The 13727-nt window shown below is 63.7% G+C and carries 9 protein-coding genes and 1 pseudogene; 4 read left to right on the forward strand and 6 right to left on the reverse strand.

From position 1 onward, the window contains the following. Window positions 1–24: 24 nt before the first annotated feature. Complete coding sequence (locus BLU85_RS13005) at window positions 25–1515, reverse strand: aldehyde dehydrogenase family protein (RefSeq protein ID WP_092203615.1); 1491 nt, start codon at window positions 1513–1515, stop codon at window positions 25–27. 10 nt (window positions 1516–1525) lie between these two features. Next, complete coding sequence (locus tag BLU85_RS13010) at window positions 1526–3067, reverse strand: acetolactate synthase large subunit (protein ID WP_092203613.1); 1542 nt, start codon at window positions 3065–3067, stop codon at window positions 1526–1528. A gap of 274 nt (window positions 3068–3341) precedes the next feature. Between BLU85_RS13010 and BLU85_RS13015 the strand changes: the two genes are divergently transcribed. Next, on the forward strand, window positions 3342–4094 hold the full coding sequence (locus tag BLU85_RS13015) for an IclR family transcriptional regulator (protein WP_092203611.1): 753 nt from the start codon (window positions 3342–3344) through the stop codon (window positions 4092–4094). A 215-nt stretch (window positions 4095–4309) separates the two neighbouring features. Here BLU85_RS13015 and BLU85_RS13020 read toward each other — a convergent pair whose 3' ends face one another. From BLU85_RS13020 to BLU85_RS13035, 4 genes are all read right to left on the reverse strand, one after another. After that, complete coding sequence (locus BLU85_RS13020; RefSeq protein ID WP_092203609.1) at window positions 4310–5635, reverse strand: alginate export family protein; 1326 nt, start codon at window positions 5633–5635, stop codon at window positions 4310–4312. 82 nt (window positions 5636–5717) lie between these two features. Then, window positions 5718–7067, reverse strand: coding sequence for an aminotransferase class III-fold pyridoxal phosphate-dependent enzyme (locus tag BLU85_RS13025; RefSeq protein ID WP_092203607.1), 1350 nt, complete (start codon window positions 7065–7067; stop codon window positions 5718–5720). Between the two features lie 11 nt (window positions 7068–7078). Continuing rightward, window positions 7079–8500: an aldehyde dehydrogenase family protein gene (locus BLU85_RS13030; RefSeq protein ID WP_092203605.1), complete on the reverse strand. Its 1422-nt coding sequence runs from the start codon at window positions 8498–8500 to the stop codon at window positions 7079–7081. 82 nt (window positions 8501–8582) lie between these two features. Further along, the gene (locus BLU85_RS13035) at window positions 8583–10031 is read right to left on the reverse strand and encodes an APC family permease (protein WP_092203603.1); all 1449 of its coding nucleotides are present in this window, start codon (window positions 10029–10031) and stop codon (window positions 8583–8585) included. Between the two features lie 370 nt (window positions 10032–10401). On the opposite strand from BLU85_RS13035, the pseudogene BLU85_RS31700 reads away from it, so the two are divergent. From BLU85_RS31700 to BLU85_RS13045, 3 genes and pseudogenes are all read left to right on the forward strand, one after another. Continuing rightward, a pseudogene (locus tag BLU85_RS31700) lies at window positions 10402–11595 on the forward strand (HAMP domain-containing protein); the annotation flags it as partial. A gap of 102 nt (window positions 11596–11697) precedes the next feature. After that, on the forward strand, window positions 11698–12453 hold the full coding sequence (locus BLU85_RS31705) for a methyl-accepting chemotaxis protein (RefSeq protein ID WP_371914237.1): 756 nt from the start codon (window positions 11698–11700) through the stop codon (window positions 12451–12453). Window positions 12454–12554: 101 nt separating this feature from the next. Further along, window positions 12555–13724 (forward strand): efflux RND transporter periplasmic adaptor subunit, encoded by a 1170-nt coding sequence (locus BLU85_RS13045; protein ID WP_092203600.1) that lies wholly within the window; start codon window positions 12555–12557, stop codon window positions 13722–13724. Window positions 13725–13727: the final 3 nt, after the last annotated feature.

The following is a 13727-nucleotide window of genomic DNA, read 5'->3' on the forward strand; positions in this document are numbered from 1 at the left end:
CAGTTCCTCTTGTGATTATTCGGTTCAAGCCAGATCGACGAAGACACTTTTGGTTTCGGTGTAGGCATCGATCACGTTCTTACCCATTTCCCGACCCCAGCCGGACTGCTTGTAGCCGCCAAATGGCGAGGCCGGGTCGACGACGTTCCAGCAGTTGATCCACACCGAGCCGGCCTTCAACTGCGCCGCCACGCGATGGGCGGAGCGCAAGTCACGGGTCCAGAGACCCGCCGCCAGGCCGTAAGGCGAGTCGTTGGCGCGCAGCACCAGTTCATCGATTTCGGTCCAGCTCATGACGGTCAGTACCGGGCCGAAGATTTCTTCCCGGGCGACACAGGCGCGCTCGGCGCGGTCGAGAAACACGCTGGGGCGGATGAAGTGGCCGCGTTCCAGGTGGGCCGGCCGGTCACCGCCGCAGATCAGTTCGGCGCCCTCTTCCTGGCCCCGTTGCAGGTAGCCGCGCACCGCGCCCAATTGCCGGGCCGAAACCAGCGGGCCCATGCTGCTGGCCGGATCCAGGCCTGGCCCCAGCACATGAGCGGCCGCGTGGCGCTGGAGTTCTTCAAGCACCTGGTCGAGGACGCTGGCGTGCACATACAGACGCGATCCGGCGGTGCAAACCTGGCCCTGGTTGTAGAAAATGCCATCGGCGGCGCCTTTGGCGGCCCGGACGATGTCGGCGTCCGGCAGGATGATGTTGGGGGACTTGCCCCCCAGTTCCAGGGAGACCTTCTTCATGTTGCCCGTGGCCGCCTGGGCGATCAGTCGTCCCACCTGGGTCGAGCCGGTGAAGGCGATCTTGTCCACGTCCGGGTGCCGGGCCAGCGGTGCCCCAGTCTGCGCGCCAAGGCCAGTGAGCAGGTTGACCACCCCGGCCGGGAAACCGGCGGCCTCGATCAACTGCACCAGGCGAATGGCAACCAGGGGCGTCTGCTCGGCGGGCTTGAGCACCGCGACGCAACCGGTCGCCAGCACCGGGCCGAGCTTCCACACGCACATCGTCAGCGGGAAGTTCCACGGCACGATCAACGCGCAGACGCCCACCGGCTCGCGCAAGGTGTAATTGAGCATCGGCGCGCCACTGGAGGGCGACACCGGCAGCGTGCTGCCTTCGATCTTGGTCGGCCAACCGGCGAAGTAACGAATGATATTGGCCGCGCTGGCCACTTCGCCCCGGGCCGCGCCGATTGGCTTGCCGTTTTCCAGGGTGATCAGTTGCGCCAGCTCTTCGCGGTGCTGGTCGAGCAGTTCCGCCAGGCGAAACAGCAGCAACCCGCGCTGGGCCGGGGACTGCTGCGCCCAGGTCCCCGTGAAGGCCACGCGGGCGGCAGCGACGGCGGCATCCACGTCGCGTTCGCCACCTTCGGCGACTTCAGCCAGGGTCTGTTCAGTGGCCGGGTTTTCCACGGCAAACCGGCGGCCATCGGCGGCGTCCTGCCAAGTGCCGCCGATAAACAGACGCCCCGGTTGCGACAGGAACTTCTCGACCGCAGGTAACAATTGAATCGGGTTCATATCCGCTCCTTCACAGCGCCATTTCGATCAGGCAAGGACCACCGTCGGCCTTGGCGTTGGCCAAGGCGCGTTGCAACTCACCGTTGGTGTGCACAGTGCTGGCCGGCAAGCCGTAGCCCTTGGCCAGGGCCTTCCAATCGATACGTGGGCGGTCCAGTACCGTCAGGCTCAGGGCCTCGGGGCCCAGCTCGGTCATGCCGAAGCGGCGCAACTCGTTCTGCAGGATGGCGTAGCGGTGGTTGGCCGCGATCAGGATCACTACCGGCAGTTGCTCGCGGGCGATGCTCCATAAGGTCTGGATGGTGTACTGGGCACTGCCGTCCGATTGCAGGCAGAACACCTTGTTGCCACGCTCGGCCATGGCGGCGCCAAAGCCCACCGGGATGCCCTGGCCGATGGCCCCACCGGTGTTGGTCAGGACCCGATGCCGTGCGGCATGGGCCGAGGCGGTGAAGAACGGATAGCCGCACGTGCCGCCTTCCACCGAAACGATGCAGTCGTCCGGCAACGATGCGGCCAGCACCTGGCCCACCGACTGCGGTGTCAACGCGGCTTCGCCGGGCGGCAGTTCGATACCGGTTGGCGTGGGCACGTAAGCCGGCGCCTCGAGCGCATCGGCCAGCGCAGTGAGCGCCCCGGCAACGTCGTCCCCCACCTCGGCCAGACACAGCAGGCGTTCACGCTCTGCCAGCCGGGAGGCAATGCCTTCGTAGCCGAAGTAGCTGATGGGCTCGGGGACGCCGGCGCAGACCACCGCGTCGTATTGGTCAAGGATCTCGATGGCCACTTCGGGGAAGTAAGGCAGGCGATCCAGGTCTGGCAGGCCACCACCGCGATAACTCAGGCGCGGAAAGGTTTCGGCGAACAGCCGCACGCCCGGCAGTTGCGCCAGGCGCCCCGCCGCTTCCAGGCCGGCGACGGACAAGCCTTGGTCGCCGACGATAAACACCAGGCGCCGACCATCACGCAGTGCCTGGGCGACCGCCTCGACCCGGTCACCGGCAAAACGCCGGACCGGAGCCTGCAATGCCGTGAAGGTTTTCTCGTGCTGCACGGTGCTGGCTTGCAGGTCCATCGGCAGGATCAGGCTGGCGATCTGGCCGTTGGCTTGCCAGGCGGCACGCACCGCCTCCTGGAAATCCTCACCGACGCCCGACGCCGTGCGCGAGGTCCGTACCCACTTGGAAACGCTGCCGGCCAACGCCTGGATGTCACTGGCCAGCGGTGGATCGTAATTGACGTGCCAGGACGCATGATCGCCGATGACGTTGACGATCGGGGTGTTGGCGCGACGTGCGTTGTGCAGGTTGGCAATGCCATTGGCAAAGCCTGGGCCGAGGTGAGTCAGGGTCATCGCCGGCTTGCCGGCAATCCGGCCGTAGCCATCCGCCGCACCGGTGCATACCCCTTCGAACAAGGACAACACCGGCTTGAGGGCTGGCGCGCTGGCCATGGCTGCCACCAGGGGAATTTCAGTCGTTCCGGGATTGGCGAAGCAGTATTCGATACCGCTTGCCACCGCCGCCTTCACTATCAGTTGCGCACCATTCATTTCCAGCCCTCTTCATCGAGCGTTTGCAGTGGCTGAGATTTATCACACAGCACAATCGACAAAACAAGCTATTTTTCTGCATTAAAATCATATTTTGAGATTAATGCATATTTTGTGAAGGTAAACGACTGAAAATCCGCTTGTATTTCTCAAGCATTGAGTTACCGTGGCGACGCGCTCCTGAGCGAGCGGGCGGGCTTTTCATCAGCGCCGCGGCTACCTATAGTGCTCACCCAACGACCCCCTACGCGCCATTCCCCCCTTTAGGAGCGAAATGAGCAGTCTGAGCAAAATGCTGAGTGTGCTGGACCTCTTCGGCCCGGCCACATTGAAGATCGACCCCGAGACCATCGCCGAGCGCATGGGCCTCTCACGGGCGACCGTGTACCGCTACGTCAAGGACTTGTGCGATGCCGGCCTGCTGGTGCGGGTGGATGCCGGCAGCTATGGCCTGGGGCCACGCATCATTGAGCTGGACTGGATGATGCGGCAGTACGACCCGATCCTCGTGGCAGGCCGCGAGTTGATGCACGAGCTGTCCGACGCCACTGGCCTGGCGGTGTTCGCCAGCGTTTTCTACGACGGCCGTATCATCAATACCTACATCGCCGAACCCAGTGACACCTACCAGTTCTCATTCGGCCGCGGCCAACCACTGCCGTTTTTTCGCGGTGCGCAATCCAAGGTATTGATCGCCTTCCAGAAGGGTCGGCGCCTGCAACGCCTGTTCGAAGAACACCTGGCCAACGACCCCGACAGCGACCATGACTGGGCAAGCTTTTCCAAGGCCACGAAAAAAATCCGCAAGGATGGCTATTGCATGACCCACGACGAACTCAACCTGGGCCTCACCGGTATCGCCGCGCCGATCGTCAACCCGGAGCTCGAGGAGGTGGTGGGCAGCCTTTCGGCCGTGGGCAGCACCCAAAGCTTCAAGCTGCTGCGCCAGGAAACCGTGGTTGAAATGGTGATGGACACCACCCGGCGGATTGCCGAGCGGATGCATACCCAGCCTGCCGTCGGCTAGAAACCGGAGGTGCAGCCATACCAGTGCCCTACGGCGAGGGAGCTAACCGCTCTGGGCCGATTTTCGGGATGACCGCAGGATTTGAATTCCCCCCAAATTCCCTGTGGGAGCGAGCTTGCTCGCGATTGCGGTGGATCAGTTGAGATGGATGTTGATTGGGCCGCCGTCATCGCGAGCAAGCTCGCTCCCACAGGGTTTATCGAACAACTCCTGCCTCAGAACGGCACGGCCACCGTCACCTGGCTGTACACGTTGGTGCCATTGCCCGTCACTTGATTGCCCCCCGTCGTCGCATCCCGATCCGGCTTGTAGAGGCCGATCAGCGGTGTGACGATCAGATGCTCGTTGACGGCCCACTCGGCATACACATCCAGCTCACGGGCATCCAGGTTCAGGGCGTTGTCTTTACGTACGGTGTTGTAATCGAAGTACAACGCACCGAGGGTCAGGTTCTCCAACGGCGTGGCTGTCAGGCCGACATGATGAATGCCCGTGTTGCTGTTGAAGGGCCCGGCATAATTGCCCGCGACCTCACCCTGGAACCACGTGCCATAACCCGTGCTTTGCCCGGTGAACAGCGAATCCCACTTCTGCGAATAGCGGGTGTAGCGATACGTCAGCTTGGGTGCCCAGGCGAGATCGGCAAAGGTGTAGCCGGCCTCGGCGTACCAAGCGTTCTGCGGGCCCGCGTCCTTGTCCTGCCAGGCGTATTCGAATGCCAGGCTGGCGTTCTCGATGCCCGCGTCGCCTTCACCACGAATGCTGTAGACATCCATGCCCTCGCGTTGCTTCTGGAAAGCGCTGGCCCACTGGTCGCTCACATCCAGGCCATGGATCCAGGTCAAGCCCAAGGTCCCGGCCTTGGCGGTGTAGTCCAGCGTGCCAGCGGCCAATTCGGTTTCGGCCTGGGCACGGTTGTCGGACTTGAGCCAGACCGCACTGCCATGCAGCCCCTCCTGCCCGCCCAGACGCAATACGGCGGTCTGGTCGAAGGCGTGCCGGGCGGCCAGGTAATAGGCACCCCCGCGATTCAAGCGCCCATCGGCAGGCCCTTTGCCCAGGTTCGGCCCGTCATCGTTGATCAAGAACCCCCTGCCCAGCTTGACCACCTGGCGGCCGCCGGAGATATCGACACCGTCCTGCCCCAGCAAAGGAAACAGATCGGCGGAGCGCCAGCCCAGGTAAGCGTCTTCGATCTTCGTCGTGCGCTCGCTGCCCAGTGTATTGCCGGCCGCGTCGCCATCGCCCCAGGTGGCGGAACTGACCAGGCTGAACGCACCGTAGGCGCTGCCACGGCCGGCCAGCCCCTGGTCGCCGCTGACGCCATACTTGATGAAGCCTTCGCGCCAGGTTGAACCGCCAGGCCTGCCGTCGTAGTTCTTGCGACTGTTGAAATGGCCGAACACCGCCAGCATGTCGGCGTTGAGGTGAGTGTCGTCATCGGCATACAACGCATAGGCCTGGACCTGACTCGCGGCGCAGAGCGCCAACGTACAGGCAAGGCCACTGCCGAAAAATTCCATACGCGACAGGTTCCGCATGGCTGGAGCTCCTTGTGGTGCGCCTTCGAAGGCTGTCTTTATACTCAGGAGCCGGCGCAGCACGCTGCGCCGGCGGGTCGGGCTAGCGGCAATCGGCGAGCGCGCCGTCCAACGCAGCGACCATCATGGCGGCCTCGTCGGAGGTGAGGGTCAGCGGTGGCGACATCACGATTTTGTTGCCTATCGGGCGCACCAGTACGCCGGCGCGGCGCGCCTGCTCGGCGATGCGCGAGGCCAGGCCGTTGGCCGGGTCCAGCGGCTCGCGGGTGACCTTGTCCGCCACCAGGTCCACGGCGATCATCAAGCCCTTGCCGCGCACTTCGCCCACCACCGCATAACGCTCGGTCAGCGGCTGCAGTTGCTCCAGCAATTGGGCACCGACTTTCCCGGCATTGCCCGGCAAGTCCTCGGCTTCGACGATGTCCAGCACCGCCAGGGCCGCCGCACACGCCGTCGGGTGACCGCTGTAGGTGTAGCCATGCATGATCACGCTGCTGAAACCCGGACCGTTCTCGATGGCATCGGCGATACGCTGGTTGAACACCGTCGCACCCATGGGGATGTAGCCGGCGGTGATGCCCTTGGCCAGGCACAGCACATCGGGCGCGACGCCCCAGCCCCGGCTGCCGAGCATGCAGCCGGTGCGGCCGAACCCCGTGACCACTTCATCGGCGATCAACAAGATGCCGTGGCGATCACAGACTTCACGCAGCCTCTTCCAGTAATGCGCCGGCGGCACGATCACGCCACCGGCACCTTGCACCGGCTCGGCGACCAATGCGGCAATGGTCTGCGGACCCAGCAGCGCGATCTGGTCTTCCAACTGACGAATGCAGTGAACGGTCAACTCCTCCGGATCGCGGCAGTCCCATGGGTTGCGGTACAGCCACGGCGTATCGAGCAGATGACAGCCGGCTAACAGTGGCCCGTGGTTGTAGTGATAGACCCCGTTGCCGCCCACGGAGGTGCCGCCCACGTGCACGCCATGGTAGCCATTGCGCAACGACAGGAAACGCGTGCGCCCTGGCTCGCCGCTGGCGATCCAGTATTGGCGGGCCATTTTCAGGGCCGTCTCGACCGCATCGGAACCGCCGGAACTGAACAGCACCCGCGCCATGTTTTCCTGGGCGAACATCGACGTCAGCCGCTCGGCCAGGTCGAACACCCGCGGATGGGCGATGCCGTCGAAGGTCTGGTAATAAGCCAGTTCGTCCAGTTGCGCGGCGATGGCCGCCTTCACCGAAGGCCGGTTATGGCCCACGTTCACGTTCCAGAGGCCGCCCACACCATCGAGCATGCGATGGCCCTCGATATCGGTGATGTAGTTGCCGTCGCCACGGGCGATGATCAAGGTCTTGGAGCGGTTGGCTGGCGCCGAAGAACTCATCGGGTGCCAGAACTTTTTCTGTGCTGTCTTGTAGTGCTCGTACATGGTTTCAGTCCTCACTCTGTTTCACGCTTGCGTACGTACAACAGCTGCTGGCCGGTAAACTCCAACAGCCCTTCAAGGCCGAACTCGACGCCGAACCCGGACATCTTGCTGCCACCAAACGGCGTGTTCGGCTGGATCTGCGCATGGCAATTGACCCAGGCCATGCCACATTCCAAGCGACTGGCCAATGCCTGTGCCTGCTCGCTGTCGCGGCCCCAGACCGACCCGCCCAGGCCCATGTCGCCGGCATTGGCGCGGCGCAGGACATCCTCGACATCCTGATAGGCGATCAGGGGCAACACCGGACCGAACTGTTCCTCGTCCACCAGGCGCTGTCCGTCGGTCACATCGGCGACCAGCGTCGGCGGATAGAAAAAACCCGGGCGGTCCAGCCGGGCACCGCCGCACAACACCCGCGCGCCCTGGGCACGGGCGTCCGCCACCAATTCCTCAACCAGCGTCAGCTGTTCGAGGTTCTGCACCGGGCCAAACGTGACCCCAGGCGCCAGGCCGTCACCCACCACCTGGCGCCTGGCGATAACGGCCAGGGCCTCGGCAAAGGCTTCGTACTGGGATTGGTGGATGTACAGACGCTTGAGGGCGGCGCAGGTCTGCCCCATGTTCAGGAAGGCCGCCTGGAAAATGTCTTCGGCCACCGCCTCGACCGACGTACCGGGCAGCACGATGGCGGCATCGTTACCGCCCAGCTCCAGGGTCAGGCGCTTGAGGTTGCCCGCGGCGCCGCGCATCACGCTTTGGCCGGTGGCGGTCGAGCCGGTGAAGACGATCTTCTGGATGCCGGCGTGGGCAGTGATCGCACTGCCGAAACCTTGTTCGCCGGTCACGCTATTGATCACGCCCCGAGGGACATGCCGCGCGATGATCTCCACCAGGCGCAACGTGCTGAGAGGGGTCAGGCTCGACGGTTTGCTGATCACGCAGTTGCCGGCCCGCAACGCCGGCATGATGTGCCAGACGGCGATCATGAATGGCCAGTTCCAGGGCGTGATCGATGCGACGACGCCCAACGGCTTGCGGTGCAATTCAATACGCTGGCTCGGGGTCTCCTCCACCAGCTCCACAGGGATCTGTTGTTCGGCGGCGTAACGCGTCCAGGCCACCGCGCCCATCACTTCGGAGAACGCCAGTTCCAGCGGCTTGCCCTGCTCCAGGACAATCAGCCGGGCCAACGACTCGACGTCCTGCTCGATGTCCGCCGCGATACTCAGCAGGCGCTGGCGGCGATCTTCATGGCTGCTGTATCGCCACTCGATAAAGGCCGACTGCGCCGCTTCGACGGCAAGGTCCAACTGGGCCAGGGAACCGGCCGCGCAACGGGCGAACACGGTGCCGGTCGCCGGATTGACCACATCGAAGTGGCCGTTTTCGCCGTCGACCCGGGCTCCATCGATGAGCATTTGATAATCGTGCATAGCATCTTCCTTTCACGCGCTGCCGGACCGTCCCGAACGACAGCGCAGTTTTTTGTGTGGTTTGACGTGGTCGCGTGGCGCCCTAGAGCTTGTGGCTGCCCAACGCCACGAACCGCTCCGGCGAGGACTTGCGCAATCGGGCGGCGAGGAACACGCCAACAATCAGCGCGACGGGAATGACGGCGCAAAGACCGTAGGACAAGAGCTGGCTGGCGCCGGTCAGCACGTCGAAATGAATCACTGCAAGGACCAGGACCGCCAGCAATGCCAGGCACGAAAAGCCCGGAAGAATCCGACCGCGCCAGAGCCCCAGCTTCAACTCCGGGTGCGAGCGGAAATAGGCCCATACCGCCGCCGAGGTCAGGGCCATGAGCAAGATCACGCACAACGTGGCCAGGTTGGAGAACCAGGCGAACAATTGCAGGATCGGATCGGCGTCCAGCGCGGCGAAGATCAGCACCACCACCGCTGCGATCAGGCTCTGCAGGACCGAGCCCATGTGCGGACTCTGATGCACGCGGTGGGTGGTGCCCAACCGGCTGTGCAGCAAACCGTCACGCCCGATGGCATAGAAGTAACGCGCCGCGGCGTTGTGGAACGCCAGCAGGCCGGCGTAGATGCTGACCATGAACAGCACACGGATGACCTGGGTCAGGTGCGGGCCGACAAAGTGATCGGACATGCCGTAGATGAACGTGGTGGGATCCTGGAGCGCCTGCAAGGTCGGTACGATCTTGTCCGCGCCTACGCCAACCACCATCGCCCAGACCGACAGGGCATAGAAACCACCGATCAGCAGCACCGAGCTGTAGGTGGCGATGGGAATCGTACGGTGCGGGTTCCTGGCCTCCTCGCCGTAGATGGTGGTGGCCTCGAAGCCGATGAACGCCGCGAAGCAGAACAGCAAGCCGATGGACGGCGTGCCGCTGAACACATGGCTGCGATCGAACGAATCGAGATTGATACCGCTGTCGCCGCCGGTCTTGAGAATGGCGAAATCCAGCGTCAGGATCGCCAGGTACTCGGCAATGACCACCACCGACAGCACCCGGGCCGACAGGTCGATCTTGCGATAACCGAGAATCGCGACGCTCGCCATCGCCAGGAGCGAATACGTCCACCACGGCAAATCCAGGCCAAAGACACTGGCCATCGTGCCGCTGACCACGCCGCCGAACATGCCGTACAGCCCGACCTGGAGAATGTTGTAGGCGAACATCGCCAGCACCCCCGCCGCGCCGCCGGCCAGGCCACCCAAACCGCGAGAGGTGAAGGCATAGAAACCACCGGCGTTGGTCACGTGCCGGGACATGGCCGTGTAGCCCGCCGAGAAGGCCAGCAACACCAACAGCGCCAGGAGCAGCAACGCCGGCGTACCCGCGCCGTTGCCCAGCATGATGCCGATGGGGAAACCGCCGGCGATGACGCTCAAGGGGCTCGCCGCCGAAATCACAAAGAAGATGATGAAGCCGACGCCCAGGGCGCCGCGCTTCAACTCCGTCGAGCTGCTGATCGGGAAAGATACACTCATTGTTCTTGACCTTATTGTATGAGGCAGTTGTTGCTGGATCGGAGACGGCCAGTTTCGCCGACGTCCAAAAGCTTATTGTTCTGCTTGCACGCTGGATTCGATGCTAGGCCCTTGCCAAAACCCTTCGCTATCCCAAAACGGCAGCATCCGAGGCGGCGCCCCAAAACAGGTCAGCCTCTGTGGCGAGGGGATTTATCCCCTCGCCACAGGGACGTCGTCGCCCTAAGTGACTCGCATTAGCCCAATGCCTGCAAAAGCTGCCGATTCGGGATAACCGGCAGACGCTTCCTGCCGCAAGATAGCCTTGCCCGTCGTTCAAACAGTGCTGGGCACAGAACAATAAAATCCCTAAGCGCAGGAAAATCTCGGCATGTTCTTCGCTCGTCTCTCTATCCAATGGCGGATCACGCTCCTGAGTGGGCTGTGCCTGCTGGCCGTCGTCGGGGCATTGACCGGTGCCTCCCTGTATCAGAACCAGCAAGGCGCAACGCTGCTCAAGCAGCAAAGCAGCCAACTGCTCGGGCGCTCGGCCCTGGAAGGCCTGCAGGCACAGGGCCTGGCACACGGTCAGCGGGTGGAGCGCTTTTTCAGCGAAACCGCGATCTATGGGGAAGGTTTTGCCCAGCAGGTCCTGCAACTGCGCGCCCAGGCGTGGAACGGGCGACTGACGCCAGGGCAACTGCGCCGCGACCTGATCGCCGCGACCCGCCAAGCCCTTCAGAACCGCGAAAAAGTCCTCGGTTTCTACGTGGTGCTGTTCCCCGACGCGCTGGTCGGTGAAGATGCCGGTTTCATTGGCCAACGCGATCTGGCCGGCAATGAAAAAGGTCGCTTCGCCTTGTACTGGTCGCAAAGCCAACCCGGCCACCTGGTGCAGGAGGTGCTCAGCGAAGCCCAGATCAGCGCCAACACCGCACCACCGGGCAGCGAGCCGGCCAACGCCTGGTACGTCTGCCCGCAGACCCTGGGGCGCACCTGCGTGACAGAGCCCTACGCGATCGAGGTCGAAGGCCAGAAGACGTTGATGAGCAGCATCTCCATACCGCTGCTGGACCAGGGCAACGTCATCGGTGTGGTAGGCATGGACATCAGCCTCGATACCCTCCAGCAACTGGCCGCCAGCCTGGCCAACGACCTGTATCCCGGCCACAGCGAGATCAACATTCTTTCCCCGTCAGGGCAAGTTGCCGGCCATAGCGGCACGGTTGGCGGCCCCTCGGTCGACGTTCGGCAAGCCGTGCAAACCGTTGCCGCCAATACCCCCTGGCAATTGCAGATACGCGTACCTGAAGCGCTTGTGCAAGCGCCAGCCCTGCACATGCAGGCGCAGTTGGACGACAAGCATCGCCAGGCCAACTGGCTCAACCTCAGCCTGGGCTTGCTGGCTGCCGGCTTGGGACTGTCGCTCATCTGGCTCACCGCTTACGGCGTGACCCGGCCGCTGCTGAGGGTGGCGCATATGCTCGATGCGATTGTCGAAGGCGACGGCGATCTCACCCGGCGCCTGCCCAACGATCGCCACGATGAATTGGGCCATCTGGCCAGGGGCTTCAACCGTTTTCTCGACAAGTTGCAGCCCATTATCCGCGATATCCAGCAAGCCTCCCTGGACACCCGCAACACCGCCGATACGTCGGCGCGGGTGGCCCGGGAAGTCAGCGCCGGCATGCACACGCAGTACCGGGAAGTCGAGCTGGCAGCGACCGCCTTGCATGAAATGAGCACCAGCGCCCAGGAAGTGGCTCGCCATTCCCACCAGGCGGCCGATGCCGCCACCGTTGCCGAAAACGCCAGCCGATCGGGGCGGGAATTATTCGCCAGCGCGGTCACCAGCATTGACAGCCTCGACCGGCGCCTGGAAACCACGCTCGAGCAAGTGCAGGCGCTGGCCGGCAACAGCCAACACATTGGCCAGGTGCTGGACGTAATTTGTGCCATTGCCCAGCAGACCAATCTGCTGGCCTTGAATGCCGCTATCGAAGCGGCCAGGGCCGGCGAACAGGGGCGCGGCTTTGCCGTGGTGGCCGACGAAGTTCGCCATCTGGCCAGCAACACCCAGAACTCGGTCGAGCAGATACGCGAGGTGATCGAAGCGTTGCAACAGCTGAGCCAGGAGGTCGTGCACAGCACCCAACTGAGCCGCGAACAGGCCAGGGACAGCGTCGCCCAAGTCGAAAAGACCCATGTGGCGCTGCAACACATCACCGACGCCGTGGAAGTGATCGAACACATGAACCAACAGATCGCCAGTGCCGCCCTGGAGCAAAGCACTGTCGTGGAAGACATCAGCCATCGCGTCAGCGACATTCGCGCAATCAGCGAAACCTTGACCAGCCGGATGCAAGAAGCGTCGCAGGCGAGCCATTCGTTGCATGCCATGGCCAACCATCAACAGCAGTTGGTGGGGCATTTTCGGATCTAGTGGCCTGTGCGCTTACACAATTTCACAGAGCGCCTACAAAGCTTCACCCCTGGCATTGGCCTCGATCCCTACCATGGGCGGCTCAATATTGGGGAAGCACCATGTCCAAGATTCCTTTCGTCACACTGGGCCTGTTGGTCGGCGCGCTGTTGCTCAGTGGCTGTGATAGCGCCTCGAACCCGCAAGCCTCCGCCCCGCTGGCAAGCGTGCGTGTCGAAACGGTCCAGGCCCGGCCACTGTCGATCAGCAACGAGCTGAGCGGCCGGATCGCCGCGCCACGGGTCGCCGAAGTCCGGGCGCGGGTCGCCGGCGTGGTCTTGCAGCGGGTGTTTCACGAAGGCCGCGACGTCAAACAGGGCGAGGTGCTGTTTCGCATCGATCCGGCGCCGTTCAAGGCCGACCTGGACAGTGCCGAGGCGGCATTGCGCAAGGCCGAGGCCAATGCGTTCCAGGCCCGCTTGCAGGCACAACGTTACGCTCAGTTGATCGACGACAAGGCGATCAGTGGCCAGGACTACGACAACGCCAGGGCCAACGTGCGCCAGACGGCCGCGGACGTCGCCGCCAACAAGGCCGCGGTGGAACGGGCGAAACTGAACCTCGGGTATGCCACGGTGACCGCGCCGATATCCGGGCGCATCGGCCGCGCCCTGGTGACGGAAGGTGCCTTGGTCGGGCAGAACGAAAGCACACCGTTGGCGTTGATCCAGCAACTGGACCCGATCCACGCCGACCTCACGCAATCGACCCGCGAACTCAATGACCTGCGCCGCGCCTTCCGCGCAGGGCTTTTGCAAGCGGTCGGCCAGGGCCAAGCCAAGGCCACCTTGATCCAGGACGACGGCAGCCCTTATCCGCTGCCCGGCAAGTTGCTGTTCACCGACCTCAGCGTCGACCCGAGCACCGGCCAGATCACCCTGCGCAGCGAGTTCCCCAACCCCGACCTGGACCTGCTGCCAGGCAGTTTCATCCGCGTGCGCCTGGAACAGGCGGTCAACAGCCAAGGCATCACCGTGCCGCAACGGGCCATCTTGCGCGACAGCGCCGGCATCGCCCAGGTGTTGCTGCTGGACGCCGAGCAGAAGGTCAGCCAGCAACCGGTGCAACTGGGCGCCGCGCAAAACGATCGCTGGGTCGTCACCCACGGTTTGAAACCCGGCGACCGCATCGTCATCGAAGGCCTGCAACACGCCCGTCCCGGCGAGCACGTCCGGATCGACGACTCTCCACTCCCCCTCGCCCAGGTTCCCGGGCCACAGGCAGGACACTAAGCC

Source organism: Pseudomonas sp. NFACC14 (genome assembly GCF_900106885.1).
Lineage (GTDB): Bacteria > Pseudomonadota > Gammaproteobacteria > Pseudomonadales > Pseudomonadaceae > Aquipseudomonas > Aquipseudomonas fluorescens_AA.